This is a genomic window from Armatimonas rosea, from assembly GCF_014202505.1.
Taxonomy (GTDB): domain Bacteria; phylum Armatimonadota; class Armatimonadia; order Armatimonadales; family Armatimonadaceae; genus Armatimonas; species Armatimonas rosea.
In genome coordinates this window covers 68,948-84,877 of the sequence record NZ_JACHGW010000002.1, presented here as the reverse complement: position 1 = coordinate 84,877, position 15,930 = coordinate 68,948, and the positions used below count along the sequence as shown (strand labels likewise).

Below are 15,930 nucleotides of genomic sequence, written 5' to 3'. Positions count from 1 at the left end.
GCTACAGAACCCGCCCCGCACGCGCCGCCCGAGCATAGGAAACCAGCTCCGGGCGGCACCGTTTTTGGGTGGCAAGAAATGCATCAATAATCCCCTCCACCCGCGCTGGGTTAGCGTAGTGCCAGTGCCCCAGACCATGCAGAGCGGCTTCCTGACAAGCAAGATGCGGCAGTCCTAGTGTGCGCTCTAGTGTCGTGAGTACCGTCTCATTGAGCGCCGGGTGATAGCTGTAATAGAGTGGAAAGATATCCCACCACATGAAGCAAACATGACTGAGCTCGCCCCTTGCCCTCGCGCTGCAGACCTCAGGGCAGCGCACGGCAAAGATCTCTTTGTAGACACGGTAGATGCTCTTAAGGCAGGCACGGCACTCGGCGCGCGGTAGGCTCGTGTCTTGTAGGATCGTCAGCGGCGAGTCTCCCTCCCAGATGAGCGCATGGAGCCCCTTCCCTACCTGCGTGTCGGAGTAAGCGGCAAGAAGTGCTCCCGCGTTCTGGAAGAGCTGCGTCGTGTAGGCCAGAGTCGTGTCGGGGGAGAGCTCGACAAGCGGGAAATCGCATACCCAGTCCCAGTCGTCGGGGTGGTCGAACCAGGCACGCACCCAGTCGTCGAAGCTCATGGTCTGCATAGGGCATGCTATCATAGGACTATGATCGACCAGCCGCCGCAGCCGCCTCTGCCCCCGCTCAACTACTCCGCATCGGGGGGGATGAGTGGCTCCCTTGCGGGCTCGCTTCTCTTGAAGGGTCTGCGGATCGACTGGGGGGCGCTCTCGCTCGTGGCGCAGAAGGCGAGCTACACGGTCAAGACCAAGACCCTGGCCGCGGAGGACGATGTCCGGGTGAGCCTGGGGCCGGAGCGGATCGAGGGGAAGGCGCTGACCCTCACGGGGCTGGACATGCTCACCCGGACCCTGGACAAGTCCGGCTATAGCTTTCGCTTCTCGGAGGCCCAGCTGTTCTCGTCGGTGCTCTACATCCAGAGCGACGAGCTGACCTTCTCCAGTGAGACGGGCGCGGAGGCGCGGCGATTGCGCTTTGTACCGGGGCCAGCGCCACGTGGGGAGATCGAGCTCGCGGCGGACCGGGTGCGCTCCCAACCCGGCAGTGGGCGGCTCTATTTTGAGAACGCGACCGTGCGCCTGCTGGGCAACCGCCTGATCACGCTTCGCCGGCTGACCGTCACCCCGCGCTACAACAAGCAAGGCCCGCAGCAGAGCCTGGACATCCCCATTCTCTACCGCACCTCGCGGGTCTCGGGGGTCGCGGCGGGGGTGCGGCTGCCCTTCTCCCCGATTCACGGTGCCCAAGGCGTCTTTCTGGCCGAGTCCACCAGCCGCCAAGGCACCAACACTCTCATCACGGTCCGAAGCCAGCTCCTGGGCCAGCCGACCGCCCCGCCTACCGAGAGCCTCTCGCTCTTTGGCCGCTTCAACAACCTCACCAAGAAGGAGCTGAGCTTCCAGGAGCGCCTGCGCCCCTTGCTCACCGCGCCTCCCTCAGCAAAAGACGATCTCTCGAACCAGCGCTACGCCACGGGGCTGAGTGCGCCTGCGACCCTGGAGCCGCTCTCACGCCAGGCACGTCCCAGCCTGACCCTGGATGCCGCCGTGGAGTCCAACCGGGAGTTTGTCCGCCGCGACGGCGTCTTGCTCCGCTCGCGCCTGCCCGAGGCCAAGCTCACGGGGCGTGTCCCGGGCAGAGGTGGTCAGGGCGGCTGGCTGGCGACCCTCTCGGGCGGGCCTGCGCGGGAGAAGCGCCTCGACGATACCGGGGAGCTGATTCAGTCCGACCGCTTTGTCGCCTCGCTCGGCTGGGAGGCGCCGCGGGTGCCGCTCGGTGCCCAGGGCCAGCTCCACGCCTTTGTGGGCCAGACGGAGCAGCGCTACCCCCACTCGCACTACAGCATCTCCGAGCTACGTCTCGCCACGGACTATGGCTTCACACCCCAGACCGGCCTCTCCGGCGGCCTCGCGCTCCGGCGTGCGCAGGGCCAGTCCCCGTTTCGCTTCGACACGCTGGAGGCCAACAACGAGGCGCAGCTCCGCGGCCAGACCCAGCTCGGGAGCATGACGATCTCCCTGCTGGGTCGCTGGGACCTGCAGAGCGGCCAGCTCTTCGACCGAGAAGTGGCCCTCGGCTGGCGCGGCAAGACCGTCGAGCCACGCCTGACCTGGCGCAGCCAGAACCAGCAGATCGGCTTCACCCTCAAGCTCCCCGCCCTCACAGGGTTCTAGTCACCGGTTGAAACCGGCGTCTGCAATGACCTTCGGCCACAAAGCCCGTGCCGGGCTGGGAGTTCGCTCCCTCGTCGCGGACGCGACATTGTGGCCGTAGGCCAGCAGCGAAGCGGAATCGCCTCGTCCATGAGGCCGCTACAGGAGGCCGCGGAAGGACTTGGTGCCGCCGTCGTAGCCGGGGAAGAGCTTCTCTAGTCTGGGAACGCCTAGGTGCTTCATAGCGACCTCGCCAAAGACCGCGCGGAAGTCCGTGGTGAGCGCCAGGTCGCGGTTTTCGTAGAGCTTCTCGGGGGCGAGGCCGGGCCAGTCGCCGTAGACCTTGCCGCCCTTGATGCCTCCTCCAAGGGCGAAGAAGCAGGTCGCGTGGCCGTGGTCGGTGCCGCCCGTGCCGTTTTGCTTGACCGTGCGCCCGAACTCGCTCATCGTCAGCACCACCACATCGTCCATCTTGTCGCCCAAGTCGGTGTAGAGCGCGGCGAGCGCTTGGCCGACCTCCCGGAGCTTGTTGGCCAGGTTTCCCTGCGCGGGAGCGCCGTTCTGGATCTGGTTGGCGTGCGTGTCCCAGCCCCCGATATCGGCGAAGGCGACCTCGACTCCCACATCGGCCTTGATGAGCTGCGCGATCTGCTTGAGCGACTCCCCGAGCTTGCCGGTCGGGTAGTTGGCACCGCTGGCCGGCGTGTAGCGGGCCGGGTTGATTCCCTGGAGCATCTTCAGCGCCTCGAAGCTCTCCTTGCCCGTGCCATGAAGGACATCGCCAACCGCCTGGTCGTAGAGCGCCTCGAAGCCGCCGGCGGTGCTCCCGGCGGCAAACGCGCCCGCCATCATGGTGTCGTTGGTATCGGTGCGGCGCCCCGGGCGGCGGCTGGCGGCGGGGTCGTTGATCCCAAAGGTGCGCAGGTCGGGGATGGCGAGAGCGCCGGCATCACCCTTGAGCGCGGTGGGCAGGCCGCCCCCGAGCGCCACGGCACGAAACGGCGACTTGCCTGATTTTGCCTTGGCGCGGTCCTCGGGGCAGAGTAGCGCCGCGCGGGCCAGCCAGCCGTCTTGGACCGCCTTGCTGCCAGGGGTTCCACTCTCCATGTAGTCCATGGCATCGAAGTGCGAGCGCGTGCTACTAGGCGAGCCGCAGGCATGCACCGCGGCGAGGTGGCCGTCTTTGTAGATCTTGGCCAGCGGCTCCAGCGCCGGGTGCAGGCCAAAGAAGCCGTCGAGGTCGATCACCTGGTTGCGCGGGATGGCGATATTGGGCCGGGCGCGGTAGAGCTCTGCCTCCCCGTGCGGCACCACCACCGAGAGCCCATCGGCGGCACCGCGCATGAAGACACAGACCAGGGTCTTCTTTTTCTTGCCCGCGGTCTGCGCCAGCGCGGCACGCTGCAAGAACGACGGCCCCAGCGCCGGGACGAGCCCCACGGAGGCCAGCGCCACGCCACCATTTTTCAGAAACAATCGTCGTGATACGTTCATGGGTTTTATCTCCTGCCTGCCCCCCATCCCCCGTGCAACGGGGGGGATATCGGGAATCGGATTCCTTCTTTTCCCCCCGCCGGGCGGGGGTTAGGGGGTGGGCTTATCTCCTCTGGAACTCGGGCGAGCCCAGGATCAGTGCCGCGAGGCGCTTGGCCGAGAACTCATCGCCCTCGGTCTGTTTTTGCAGGGTCTTGCGGGTTGCGGCAGAGAGCGGCGTCCCCGTGAGCTGCTCCCCGAGCAGCTCGATCATGGCCGGGGTGGGCTTGTTGGGGGTCTCCGAGAAGGGCAGTGCCTTGCTCAGGTCGGCATCGCTGATGCGGCCATTGACCAGAGCGAGCGCGAAGTTGATGCGCCCGATCAGCGCGCCGCTGGAGACCCACTTGCTCGACTCCTCGGGGTAGCCGGTCGGGAAGGCGTAGTTGAAGAGCGGCTGGCCCAGGAGCCCCACCTGCCCGGCGAGCAGGCGCTGGTTGGTCTGACCGGCCCCGTTGGGGGCGAAGATATTGATCCCCACCGCAGGGCGCATTCCGCCAAACGGCCCCGGCGCGGCGGGTGGCGCGGTCTCGACCGTGGCCCCGAGGGCGCGCGCGGCGGAGACCACATACTCAAAGGGGGACTTCACCTTGCTCTTAAACGCAGACGCGCTGTTGAACTCAGGGCTCGCGAAGATCGTCGTCAGGATCTCACGGATATCGCCGTCGGTCTTCTTCCAGGTCGCGACGCACTTATTCACCAAGCTCGCCGGCGGCGTGTCCGAGACAAAGCGGCGGCAGAGCTTCGTGGAGATATTCTTGATGGTCGCGGGGTGGTTGGCGAGCACATCGAGCATCTTCTCGCCCTCCTCCTGGCCCCCGCCGGCGGGGAATGTGATACCCAGCACCTCTTTGGGGTTCTTATCATGGAGGTTGGCGTGGAACTCAAACTCGCCGCCGTAGCGCCCACCGCGGACCCCCCAGCCGGTGAGGCAGCGGGCGAGCTCGGTGACATCTTTCTGCGTGTAGCCGCCGTCCACCCCGAGCGTGTGCAGCTCCATCACCTCACGCGCGTAGTTCTCGTTCAGGCCCGCTCGCTGGCGCTGGGCCAGCGCGGAGCGGTTGGGCAGTCCCTGCGACGTGAGGCGCTTGTAGGCCTCTTCCTCGGAGAGGTTTTGATTCTTGGCAATCTCCCGCACACGCGCCATCAGCTGGTTCGCCATGGGAATCCCATTCAGAGCCCCCTGCTTGACCTGGTCGAAGGAGAACTGCCGCTGCGCCCCAAAGCGCCCCTGTGGTTGCTCAGGCTGGGCCGCGACCGACTGGGCGTTGTCCAGGTAGAGCATCATCGCCGCCGAGTGGGCGCTCGCCTTCAGGAGCTCGCTGAACTTGCCCAGCACATGGGGCCGAATCGCCTGCTCTTCGTCGGTGACCTTGGCGGCGCGCACCTTGGTGGCATCGATATTGAAGTGGTTGCTCCAGAAGTCCACGAGCACTTCCTGGAGCTGTTTCTCGCTCTCCACGGCACGCACAAGCTTGTTCATCACCAGCTGCGAGCCGGCGTCGTTGACTCTCTGGCGCGCCATGCGCCCCTCTTCCAGCTGCTTGCGCTCCTCGGGGGTGGCGTTGCGCATGACCTCCATGATGCCCTGGGCTTGCTGTTGTGGCGGCGGCGGGGTGCCGGTCTGGGCCGCGGCGACTCCGTTCTGGATGGCCTGGGATGCCCCCGTGGCACCGCGCTGGGCGAGCTGGTTCTGGAGCTGAAGCAGGCGCGCATTGTTCATCTGCACCCCGCGCTCCAGCTCGGCGATCTCAAGGCCCGTGAGCTTCAGTGCCTCGTAGCCCGCGGTCTTGGCAGCGACCGCTTGGTCCTTGAGGGTCTCGGGGTGGAGCTGCTGGTTGATGTAGTTCTTTAGCCCGATTGCCTTGACCCGCTCGATATCACCCGGGCGGGGCCCAAACCCAAGCCGGTTGAGTACATGGACAATGCGCTGCTCCTCCGTGAGAGCCTTGTCCGCAGGGGGTGCCGGGGCCGCCGCGCCCAGCGCCAGTGCAAGGAGTGTGGTGGTGATGATCATAGCGTTTTCGACGATTTTCCCTTCCTGAAGTTCAGTCTAGCGGCGCTGGAACTCGGGCGAGCCGAGGAGGAGCGCGACCGCCTTGGTGCCCGTAACGCCTTGTTTTTGCAGGGTCGCGGCCGTGGCGGGTGAGAGTGGCTGCCCCAGGAGCCGCAGTGCCAGTGTCTGGGGCTTCTCCGGGGAGAGTGGGGCTAGCGACGGCACCTTGAGGTCGTCGAGCTTGCCCTCGGTGAGGCGTAGCGCGAAGTTGATGCGCCCGATCAGCGCCCCGCTGGAGACCCACTTGCTCGACTCCTCGGGGTAGCCGGTCGGGAAGGCGTAGCGAAACAGCGGCTGCCCCAGGAGCGCCACTTGACCGCTTGTCAGGGTCTCTTTCCCCGTGGGTGTCTTCTTGCCAAAGCTCTCTTGCGGCTTGGGCCCCACCTCGTAGCTCGCCCCGAGGGCGCGTGCGGCGGAGACCACATACTCAAAGGGCGACTTCACCTTGCTCTTGAACGCAGACGCGCTGTTGAACTCAGGGCTCGTGAAGATCGTCGTCAGGATCTCACGGATATCCCCGTCGGTTCTCTTCCAGGTCGCGACACACTTCTCCACCAGGCTCGCCGGCGGGTTATCTGCAACAAAGCGCTGGCAGAGCTGGGTCGAGATATGGCGCATCGTGCTGGGGTGGCGGGCGAGCAGGTCCAGCACCGCTTGGCCGTCTTCTTGCCCCCCGCCCGCCGGTAGCCTCAGCCCAAGGACTTCTTTAGGCTTTTTATCGTGGAGGTTGTCGTGGTAGGCAAAGACCGAGCTGTACTTGCCCTTCTCCACGCCCCAGCCGGTGAGGCAGCGGGCGAGCTCGGTGACATCTTTCTGGGTATAGCCGCCGTCCACCCCGAGCGTGTGCAGCTCCATCACCTCACGCGCGTAGTTCTCGTTCAGGCCACCGGGCTTCTTCTTGGTCTTGGCCTTCCCCTTGGCAGGTGTGGCGGCGGTGGACTGGTCGTTGTCGAGATAGAGCATCATCGCCGCGGAGTGCGCGGATGCGTTCAAGAGCTCACTGAACTTGCCCAGCACATGGGGGCGAATTACCCGCTGCTCATCGGCGATCTTGGCGGTTCGGACCTTCGAGGCATCGATATTGAAGTGGTTGCTCCAGAAATCCACGAGCACTTCCTGGAGCTGTTTCTCGCTCTCGATCGCACGGAGAAACTTATTGGCGACGACCTGCTGGGTCGCCTCTGCCACCTGCTTCTTGGCCTGCGCGGCCTGCTCCAGCTCCTGGCGCTGCTTCTCGGTGAGCTGCTGGCGCAGGGCCTTCTTGCTGGACTCCTGGCCCGCCTCGGTAGCCTTGCGCTGGAGCTGCTTTCGGAGCGCCTTGCCCTTCTGGCGCGACTGTGCCTCCAGCCGATCCAGCGTGCGGGGCGGGATCGCGAGGCCATCGAAGGTCGCCGCTTTCGCCTCAACCGTGGTATCGGGGAGGGTCTCGGGATGGAGCTGCTGCTGGATATAGGCAGAGAGGCCCTGGGCCTTGACCCGCTCAAGATCGCCGGGGCGGGGCCCAAACCCAAGCCGGTTGAGCACGTGGACAATGCGCTGCTCTTCTGTGAGAGCCTTGTCCGCACTGAGCGCGGGGGCCGCCAAGCTCAGCGACACCGCTAGCAAGAGAGGGAGAGTCTTCATGCCCTTGTGGACGCCCTCCCCGACCGAGAAGTTCAGCAAAAAAAGGCCGCCCGAAGAGCTTCGGGCGGCTGGGAGGTCTAGAGAAAAGGAAATCTATACAAACCCGTCCTACGACAGCAGGAGCTTCTGGGCGATCTCTGCTGAGGTGGGGGGCGCTGCCTTCATCAGGCGATCCAGCCCGGTCTCGATAAAGAGCGACTCCAGCTCGCGCGACGAGCGAATCTCGTAGGGAATCCCCACCAGCTGCGCCACCCGCGAGAGGGTCACCAGGGTCGCGATCCCCGCCGCCTCCACGACTTGGAGCGGGCGCAGATCGAGAATCAGCTTGCTCGGTCGCTCGCCCAGCCCGGTGAAGACACTGTCCCGAAAAGAGAGCACGGTATTGAGATCAAGACGCCCGTTGGCGGTCAGTATGAGGCAACCATCACTGGTCCAGCTCTGGGTCACACAGAGTAGGTGATCGGGGACATGCGCCGTGGGCCGCCCACGCCGGGGTGTCGAAAAGACAGGACGGGACTCCCCGGTCTCTGCATTGCAAAGCACAAAGTCGTTCATGTCTTGAAGACGCTGCAAGATTAATGCCTTAAGGTAAATCTCACCCGAAAACACCGTGTCTTGGCGAGGAAAATACCGCATCCCCGACAGTAGACCTGTGATATAGAGATCACACCCTCCCCTAAAACAAAACGTGTTGCGTTTGTGTTGCGCTCCGCCCCGATACTGGCCCTGGAGGAACACAAAACAACACCATGCTACAGCGTCTCTTTCTTTCCCTTGCCGCGCTCGGGCTCTTTTGGGGCTGTGGGGGCGGCTCGCCCCAGCCCAGTGGGACCGCGACTCCCACCCCTACGCCCACTCTCCCTACCCCCCCAAGCGGCGGCGGTAGCATGCTCCCCACGGGCCGCGAGTACGACCTAGGCGCTCCGACTGTCACCGACCTCTGGGTGGACCCGAGCGGCGGCAACGACAGCAATAGCGGCGCGAGCCGGGGGCAGGCGCTGCGGACGGTCGCGGCGGCGTGGAACCGTATCCCACGCGGCTCGACACTCACGGGGAGCGGCTACCGGATTCAGCTGATGGCGGGAACGCACACCGGGATTCCCAACTACTGGGAGGAGCGCTTCGGCACGGCGCAGTTCCCCATCCTCCTCAATGCCGTCGATGGGCCAGGAACCGCCAATCTCTCGGATATCAACATGGCGAGCTGCCGCTATGTCTACTTTATCGGGCTCAATATCACCAAGACGGTCGAGGGGGGCGATACCTTTCACCTAGAGCGCTGCGATCATGTTCTCGTGCGCCAGTGCCGCATCTCCTGCGCCGGGCGGCGGCTCGCGCAGGAGGCCTTCAAGGCAAACCAGACCCAGAACCTCTTTGTCGAAAACTCGGATATCTCCGGCGCGGGCGACAACGCCGTGGACTGTGTTGGGGTGCAGTACGGCCACTTCCTCAACAACAAGCTCCATGACTCCGAGGACTGGGCGATGTACCTCAAGGGCGGCTCGGCCTACTTCCTGGTGGAGGGCAATGAGCTCTACGACGCGGGCACGGGCGGCTTTACGGCGGGCCAGGGCACGGGGATCGAGTACATGACCCTCCCCTGGGTGCACTACGAGGCCTACGATATCAAGGTGGTCAACAATGTGATCCACGATGTCGAGGGCGCGGCGCTCGGGGTCAATGGGGGCTACAACATCCTGCTGGCCTACAACACGGCCACCCGTTGCGGCGCACGGAGCCACATGCTGGAGGTGGTCTACGGCTTCCACGAGTGCGATGGGGAGACGGAGAACTGCCGGGAGCGCCTCGATGCGGGCGGCTGGGGCACGCTGGCGCGGGAGCCGGAGATCGCGATTGGCAACCGGAATGTCTTTGTGTACAATAACATTTTTGCCAATTCCACGGGCAATAGCGACAAGCAGTTTCTCGCGGTCTACGGCCCCCGTGCCAACACGGGCGGTGTGAACGCTCCCAACCCCGCGCTCGCCGATACCAACCTCCAGATCCGCGGCAATATCTTCTGGAACGGCGGTGTCGAGACCCCGCTCGGGGTCGGGGGTGACGAGGGCTGCCGCGAGAGCAACCCGACTTGCAACCCCGGCCAGCTCGCGGCGGACAATGCCTTCAACACCCTCAATCCCCAGCTCAGCGCCGACTTCCGAGCAGCAGCCAGCCTCGCGCCCCGCGCCGCTGTCGCGCTCCCCGACTTCGACTGGGCCAACCTTCCCAGCCGCCCCAGCATCCCCCAAGGCACCCTCAGCAACACGGTCACCCGCCGCCGCGATGGCTCGGCGCGCTCAGGGGCGGACCGTCCTGGTGCCTACTAACCCCACGCAGGAGAGCGTCTGTGGTGTGGTGAACCCTAGGCCATGCCGCAGACGCTCTCCCTCAATGGCGACTGGTCGCTCGCCTGGCACGACGACTTCCCGCAGTTTCTCACCGCCGAGACCGCCCCGCTCCGCACCCAGCTCACCGCCCATGTCCCCGAGCCCGTTCACACCACCCTGATGCGCCACGGCCTCCTCGATGATCCCCGCATCGGCCTCAACTCCCTCAAAGCCCGCTGGGTCGAGGAGCAGTTCTGGGTGTACCGGAAGGTGTTTGTGACACCGGCATCCCTCCCCCAGCCCCTCCCTTCGCTTGAAACCCGACTTCGTCGGGACGAAGGGAGGGGAGTCAGAGGGGTGGGTTCCCCCCCTCCCTTCCCGCCGACGAAGGAGGCTCTCAGGGGAAGGGAGGGGGCAGGGGGGAGGGATGCCAAAGTCTTCCTCACCTTCGACCTGCTCGAATACGATGCCGTGATCTACCTCAACGGCCAAGAAATCGGGTGCCACGCCAACGCCCACCGTCCGGCACGCTTCGATGTCACCGGTAAACTGCGTCCCGAAGGCGAGGAAAACACGCTGGTCGTGCGCCTCGATGCCGGGCTCTACGCCGTCGCCGACAAGCCCGGCGCGGACTACCAAACCACTCAACTCTCGCTCCTCACCAAGAATCACTGGATGCGAAAAGGCCAGTGGCAACGTGGCTGGGACTGGCAACAACGCTTAATGAATGTCGGTATCTTAGGCGATGTCAGGCTGGAGTATGGCACCTTTCAGATTACTCAGTTGCAAGTCTATGCCATTCCAAACCCAGATTTTTCTGAAGCAACAGTTTATGCGCAACTAACTATTAACAGCTCAGAAGAGCATGCTGGGTTTGTTCAATTCTCAATCATTGAGGGCGATGAGTCTTACTATGAAGATCAGCTTATTCTTGGCAAAGGCATTTCAACTCACTTTCTGGAAGTCACGATCACGAATCCAAAACTCTGGTGGCCAATCGGTCATGGAGAGCCATTTCAGTACACTGCCTGTATCTTCCTCGCCATTGATAATGAGAACACAGAGCTCCTGCGCAAGGTGGGGATTCGCAAGGTCGAGGTGGATCAGTCGGCGCATCCCGAGGAGGGGAGGCACTTTATCCTCAAGATCAACAACAAGCCCATCTTCTGCAAGGGCGGCAACTGGGTGCCGCCGGACATGCTGTACTCCACCGTGACACCCGAGCGGCTGGAGGAGCTGGTGGACCTGGCCGTGGGGGCGAACTTCAACCTGCTCCGCATCTGGGGCGGGGGGACATGGGCAGGGCACGACCTGCTGGAGCTATGCGACAAGCGTGGGATTCTGGTCTGGCACGACCTGCTCTTTGCCTGCGCCAAGTACCCCGGCGACTACCCGGAGTGGGCGGCGGAGGCGCGGCGCGAGGTGCAGTGGGGGATGCGGGAGTTCGCGCACCACCCGAGCCTCGTGGTCTGGTGTGGCAACAACGAGATCGAGGAGGGCGACTGGAACTGGGGCTACGATAGGCAGTTTCGGACGCACCCGCACTACGCGCTGTTTCATCATGATTTCCCCCAAATCGCCAAGCGCGAGGCCCCCTACGCGTTCTACTGGATCAGCTCGCCCTACTCGCCGGACTACGAGAACCCCACCGACCCGACCGTGGGCGACCAGCACCCCTGGGGCGTCTCCTTGCGCCAAAATGGCCCGACCGACTGGTGGGAGTATCGCACCTATGTGGATCGGTTCCCCAACGAAGGCGGTGTCTTGGGCGCATCGAGCCCCGCCACCCTGCGCCAGTTCCTCCCCGAGGGCCAGCGCCAGCTCAACTCCCCCACCTGGGACCACCACGACAACCCCTACGCCATGCAGCCCATGACGCCCGGCCAGCCCGGACGCGCCTACCAGACCCTCACCCACTGGACCGGCCTGCACGCCGAGCAGCTCGACTGGGAGACCTACGCGTTTGCCTCCGCGCTCCTCCAAGCCGAGGGCCTCACCGAGTACATCACCAACTACCGCCGCCGCATGTTCTCCAGCTCCGCCGCGATCTTCTGGATGTACAACGACTCCTGGCCCACGACCCACTCTTGGACTATCGTGGACTACTACCGAAGAAAGAAGCTCGCCTACCACCCAGTGCGCCGAGCCTTCCAGCCCGTGAGTGTGGTCTGTGCTCCTCTTGAGAACCCTGAGCTTCCTCCAGACGGGGTTGGCGTCTTCGGCATCAATGAGACCGATCAAGAATGGCATGGCTATTTGATGGAGCAAATAGATACGGTAACCGATTGCTGTCCCTGCGATCCCAGACAGGATAGCCGCTCCGTGGTGATCCCCCCAAACAGCACGGTTCTTCTTGCGACACTTGACCCTCACCGTCCGTGGAAACCGGGCGAGTTTGCCCAAGCGGTGCTCTACGATAAAACCTACCAGCCCGTCGCCCAGCACCGGGTTTTCTTCCACTGCTTTCAGGAGCTGAAACTCGCCCCCAACCCAACCCTCGTGCTTTCCCTGCACGAGGGCGTGCTCACGCTGCGCTCGGAGGTCTTTGTGTGGGGGGTGTGCTTGGATACCGACGGTGAGCGGCCCGTGGCGGATAACTGCTTCGATCTGCTTCCGGGCGTCCCGTACTCGCTCCCGTGGGACACCGCGCTACTGGGCGAGCCAAAAATTCTTCGGACGGGCAACGGGCTTTTTGCCGCCGGTTGAAAACCGACGTCTGCAGTGGCTTCGTTCCTCAGCCGCGAAGCCCGTTCCGGGCTACGGAATCCCCAGCCCGGAACGGGCTTTGCGGCGGAACGCCACTGCAGACGCCCAATTCGATTGGGCGGCATCCTAAAGATTTCCGCGCGATCCCCAGATAATTACGGGGAAACGCCATGAAAACACTCGTTGATATCCCCGACTCTCTCCTCGACACCCAGGCCCCCATCGATGCTGAGACCCAGGTGATCCTGATGCTGCTCCGCGCGTGGCTGAGCCGCCCGGAGTCGCGGCAGCTCGTGCGTGCCGCCGCCGACATGATCCAGGACGAGCTCGCGCTCCAGCTCTACAGCGACACGATCCGTCTCCCGGAGAGCGCCAGTGAGCGCCGCAATGGCTTCGCCCGCTGGGTCAAGCTCCAGCTAGAGGCGCTCGACAGTTGGATCGAGGAGCGCGTGGAGGAGACCCTGGTGAGCCTACGCCCTAATCTTCCTCTCGAAGGCAAGGTCCAGCATATCGCCGAGGAGCTCATCGGTGCCCAGCTGCGGCGTGAGACCAGACGCCGTCTCCGCAAGACCCTCGCCGCCTACGCCGTGCGTGCCTGTGCTAACCGCTGGACAAGCCTTAACCTGGGCGAGACTTTTCTCCCCGGTGAGCCCCAGCACCGTAGCGGCATCTGGCTGATCCCCATCTTCCACCGCCAGCGCGAGTCCTGGCTTACGACGCTGCGCCTCAGTGCCACGGGAGAGTCGCTCAGCGATCCCAAGGCTCTCCAGGACGAGATTGAGGTGCGCTTGGGGCGGATACGACCGTCCTCCCCTGTAGGAACTGCCTGTTCCTCGCTGTGATTTTTTCAATCCTCTAAGATGCCTTGACAGAACCAAGATTCTCCGCTAGACTGTCGCCAACAATCAAGGAAGCCACCTTCCGGTGGTTTACCTCCCCATAACGAGACACACAGCGGTTCTTGCTGGAGACCCTAAGGGATCAGCAGTTGGGTGTCTTTGTGTGCCTGACCGCTCTTCCTCTCCAGAAACACTCATTTTTTGAATCTCTATCGTTCTGAGAGGGTAGTCATGTCTTATCAAACCAAGAGCCTGGGCAAAACGCGCCGGGCATTTACACTTATCGAGCTCCTCGTCGTGATCGCGATCATCGCGATTCTTGCGGCGATTCTCTTCCCCGTCTTTGCCCAGGCACGCGCCGCGGCACGTCAGATCTCCTGCCTCTCCAACGTCAAGCAGGTGGGTCTGGGTGCCATGATGTACTCCCAGGACTACGACGAGACCTATCCGCGCATGGATAACAACGGCGCTTGCCTCTACGGCGAGAACCCCTGCGCCCGCCCGGACTGGGACAACATGACCCTGGCACCCGGCGCCACCCGCGCCGAGCAGATCGCCAACTCCAAGATCGGCTTCTTCGGCGTGATTCAGCCCTACCTGAAGAACTACAAGATCGGGGAGTGCCCTGAGATCGGACCTACCAAGTGGCAGCAGGCTGTCGCCGGTGGCTACGGAATCACCTGGGGCACCTACGCCAAGGATGTGGAAGAGGTCTACCAGTCCATGGTTGGTCAGATGGCGATCTCCATCAATGTCATCAACTGGGGAGTCAATATCTCCGGCCACCCCAATGGCAAGCTCTCCGCAATCGCCCGCCCCGCGGAGACCCTCCTCTTCGTCGGTGAGAGCGCTTGGGGCTGGGACGGTTCCCAGACCAATGGGATCGGCAACGGCGGTGTCTGGCCTGCAGGCCCCACGGGAAGCCCCTGTGGCTCGGGTGACGGCTGGACCTGGTACCGCCACAAGGGTGAGAGCGCCAACTACTTCGGCGGTCGGTCTGATCCCAGTGTCAACCCCAACAAGCGTGGCTTTGCGAATGTCGGCTTCTGCGATGGCCATGCCAAGAGCATGAAGTACAACACCCTCGAGGGCTGCTCCTACGATGCAAGCCGCAACGCGTACTACTACCAGTACTGGAACCCCCAATTCTAAGATGAGAAAACTAGCTCTTTTCGGCCTGACCACGCTTCTTCTCGGAAGCCTTGTCGTAGGCTGCAGTAAAGAAGAAGATCCGGGCCCCAAGCTGGGTGAGATCAAGACCAGCGATGGAAAGCCCCTGCCAGCCGAGGCAGCAAGTGCAACCCGTCCTCAGAATCCCTTTGAGGCTGCGGGAGTCGCAGGCCCCGGCGGCATGAAGAAAGGGGCTCAGGGCGGCGCTCCTAAGTAGCGCGTCTCTGGTCTCCACAAAGACGGCGCAGAGCAGTGCTCTGCGCCGTCTTTGCTACAATAGGACATGAGCCTGCGACTTGCGTTCTATACCTCTGAGCTTTCCGAGCTCCTGACCACTCTGGAGCTCCTCGCCCGTGCTGGGGTCAGAGCACAGCTCTGCCTCAGCCCACCCACAAGTCTTCCCGCAGACCTAGAGGCTCTCGGGCTCTGGGCCGACTCCCCCGCCGCGCTCCCGCCACTTAGGCCCTCGCTTATCCATGCGCTCGCCTCCCCCCGCACCCTCGGGGCGATCCTAGAGCATGCCACAGAGCAGCTTGGCAGCCCCCGCGCCGTCCCGATTCTCTTTGGCGCACCCGCGCTGGGGCACTTTGTCGCATTTCGCGGCCTGCATCACCAGCTCTACCGCGAGGCGCTCTGGGCGATCGCCCGACAGGAGCCCGACCTCGCGGTCGCCCTGCACGAGCAGACCCCGCGCTTCTCGCTCTACGACCTCAGCTGTCTGTACTTGGAGACCGGTATGGATGCCGTCCGGGCACGTCTTCGGACTATCCAGGCCGACCCCGAGCCCAGTGTCGTCTTTATGGATTCCCTCACGGAGAGACACACCGCGCTGCTGGGGACACTGCTCTGGGAGCAGAAGCCGCCGCTCGTGGCGGGCTCCGTGGCGGTGGAGCACACCCTCCTGGCGGGCTGGCGGGCAGCCAAGCTCCTCCCGGAGCACGTGACCACGCCCCACTCCGAGCCTGCCCGCCAGCTCCTCGTGGTCAGTGGCGTAGACCTGAGAGAGCTCGACCCTCAGCTCACCTGGGCACGCACCCAGGGCTTCTTCTGCCATACGTTCCGTGAGGCAGCACGCGCCGTCAAGGTGCTCCAAGGCGCCCTCTCGGTCGGGCATAGTGGGATTCTCTACGCCGGTAGCCCCGCCCCCATCCCCGAGGAGCTGGCACATGCCCTGCGCGGCATCTTGGAGCAGCAGAGCACCGCACGCCTCGTGGTCTATGGCCAGGAGCTCCTGCGCGCTATCGCCACGGAGCTCGCGGTCGAGGGGCTGGAGTGGGTCGCGGCTCTGGAGCCGGGAGCGCCCCTCTGCCGGCTTATCGGGGGGCCCTTCGCAGGCAAAGAAGTCGTGGTCAGCGCCACACCGCCCGCCGATCCCGCGTTCTTGGGCCGCCTCCGCCAGAGCCCACGCGCCTAGAGGCAGAATCCGCCATTTGGGGGAGGTACACCGCCCGATGTCCGGGCACC

12 protein-coding genes are annotated in these 15,930 nt (G+C 64.1%); 7 read left to right on the top strand and 5 right to left on the bottom strand.

Annotation, left to right across the window (positions count from 1 at the left end; all coding sequences use genetic code 11):
• Position 1 precedes the first annotated feature (1 nt).
• Positions 2-643: a hypothetical protein gene (locus HNQ39_RS08265; protein WP_184193795.1), complete on the bottom strand. Its 642-nt coding sequence runs from the start codon at positions 641-643 to the stop codon at positions 2-4.
• Positions 644-649: 6 nt separating this feature from the next.
• Between HNQ39_RS08265 and HNQ39_RS08260 the strand changes: the two genes are divergently transcribed.
• The gene (locus tag HNQ39_RS08260; RefSeq protein ID WP_184193792.1) at positions 650-2,236 is read left to right on the top strand and encodes a hypothetical protein; all 1,587 of its coding nucleotides are present in this window, start codon (positions 650-652) and stop codon (positions 2,234-2,236) included.
• Between the two features lie 138 nt (positions 2,237-2,374).
• Here the strand turns inward: HNQ39_RS08260 and HNQ39_RS08255 are convergent, their stop codons facing one another.
• The 4 genes from HNQ39_RS08255 to HNQ39_RS08240 all read right to left on the bottom strand — a co-directional run bounded on the left by HNQ39_RS08255 (position 2,375) and on the right by HNQ39_RS08240 (position 7,997).
• Positions 2,375-3,709 (bottom strand): DUF1501 domain-containing protein, encoded by a 1,335-nt coding sequence (locus HNQ39_RS08255; protein ID WP_184193790.1) that lies wholly within the window; start codon positions 3,707-3,709, stop codon positions 2,375-2,377.
• 103 nt (positions 3,710-3,812) lie between these two features.
• Positions 3,813-5,762 (bottom strand): DUF1800 domain-containing protein, encoded by a 1,950-nt coding sequence (locus tag HNQ39_RS08250; protein WP_184193787.1) that lies wholly within the window; start codon positions 5,760-5,762, stop codon positions 3,813-3,815.
• A 36-nt stretch (positions 5,763-5,798) separates the two neighbouring features.
• The gene (locus HNQ39_RS08245; RefSeq protein WP_184193782.1) at positions 5,799-7,424 is read right to left on the bottom strand and encodes a DUF1800 domain-containing protein; all 1,626 of its coding nucleotides are present in this window, start codon (positions 7,422-7,424) and stop codon (positions 5,799-5,801) included.
• Between the two features lie 108 nt (positions 7,425-7,532).
• On the bottom strand, positions 7,533-7,997 hold the full coding sequence (locus HNQ39_RS08240) for an STAS domain-containing protein (RefSeq protein WP_184193779.1): 465 nt from the start codon (positions 7,995-7,997) through the stop codon (positions 7,533-7,535).
• Positions 7,998-8,173: 176 nt separating this feature from the next.
• On the opposite strand from HNQ39_RS08240, the gene HNQ39_RS08235 reads away from it, so the two are divergent.
• From HNQ39_RS08235 to HNQ39_RS08210, 6 genes are all read left to right on the top strand, one after another.
• On the top strand, positions 8,174-9,751 hold the full coding sequence (locus tag HNQ39_RS08235; protein ID WP_184193776.1) for a right-handed parallel beta-helix repeat-containing protein: 1,578 nt from the start codon (positions 8,174-8,176) through the stop codon (positions 9,749-9,751).
• 42 nt (positions 9,752-9,793) lie between these two features.
• A complete protein-coding gene (locus tag HNQ39_RS08230) occupies positions 9,794-12,457 on the top strand; it encodes a glycoside hydrolase family 2 protein (protein WP_184193773.1) in 2,664 nt (887 codons plus the stop codon).
• Positions 12,458-12,627: 170 nt separating this feature from the next.
• A complete protein-coding gene (locus tag HNQ39_RS08225) occupies positions 12,628-13,299 on the top strand; it encodes a hypothetical protein (RefSeq protein WP_184193770.1) in 672 nt (223 codons plus the stop codon).
• A 228-nt stretch (positions 13,300-13,527) separates the two neighbouring features.
• Positions 13,528-14,448 (top strand): prepilin-type N-terminal cleavage/methylation domain-containing protein, encoded by a 921-nt coding sequence (locus HNQ39_RS29600; RefSeq protein ID WP_221290021.1) that lies wholly within the window; start codon positions 13,528-13,530, stop codon positions 14,446-14,448.
• A 1-nt stretch (position 14,449) separates the two neighbouring features.
• Positions 14,450-14,683, top strand: a complete 234-nt coding sequence (locus HNQ39_RS08215; RefSeq protein WP_184193767.1) for a hypothetical protein — start codon at positions 14,450-14,452, stop codon at positions 14,681-14,683.
• A 66-nt stretch (positions 14,684-14,749) separates the two neighbouring features.
• Complete coding sequence (locus tag HNQ39_RS08210) at positions 14,750-15,880, top strand: four-carbon acid sugar kinase family protein (RefSeq protein ID WP_184193764.1); 1,131 nt, start codon at positions 14,750-14,752, stop codon at positions 15,878-15,880.
• Positions 15,881-15,930: the final 50 nt, after the last annotated feature.

Bases quoted from the DNA above. Each gene is read 5' to 3' on its own strand.
- HNQ39_RS08230 (WP_184193773.1), top strand. From the start codon at position 9,794: ATGCCGCAGACGCTCTCCCTCAATGGCGACTGGTCGCTCGCCTGGCAC.
- HNQ39_RS08235 (WP_184193776.1), top strand. From the start codon at position 8,174: ATGCTACAGCGTCTCTTTCTTTCCCTTGCCGCGCTCGGGCTCTTTTGG.
- HNQ39_RS29600 (WP_221290021.1), top strand. From the start codon at position 13,528: ATGTCTTATCAAACCAAGAGCCTGGGCAAAACGCGCCGGGCATTTACA.
- HNQ39_RS08250 (WP_184193787.1), bottom strand. From the start codon at position 5,762: ATGATCATCACCACCACACTCCTTGCACTGGCGCTGGGCGCGGCGGCC.
- HNQ39_RS08215 (WP_184193767.1), top strand. From the start codon at position 14,450: ATGAGAAAACTAGCTCTTTTCGGCCTGACCACGCTTCTTCTCGGAAGC.
- HNQ39_RS08265 (WP_184193795.1), bottom strand. From the start codon at position 643: ATGATAGCATGCCCTATGCAGACCATGAGCTTCGACGACTGGGTGCGT.
- HNQ39_RS08225 (WP_184193770.1), top strand. From the start codon at position 12,628: ATGAAAACACTCGTTGATATCCCCGACTCTCTCCTCGACACCCAGGCC.
- HNQ39_RS08210 (WP_184193764.1), top strand. From the start codon at position 14,750: ATGAGCCTGCGACTTGCGTTCTATACCTCTGAGCTTTCCGAGCTCCTG.
- HNQ39_RS08245 (WP_184193782.1), bottom strand. From the start codon at position 7,424: ATGAAGACTCTCCCTCTCTTGCTAGCGGTGTCGCTGAGCTTGGCGGCC.
- HNQ39_RS08255 (WP_184193790.1), bottom strand. From the start codon at position 3,709: ATGAACGTATCACGACGATTGTTTCTGAAAAATGGTGGCGTGGCGCTG.
- HNQ39_RS08260 (WP_184193792.1), top strand. From the start codon at position 650: ATGATCGACCAGCCGCCGCAGCCGCCTCTGCCCCCGCTCAACTACTCC.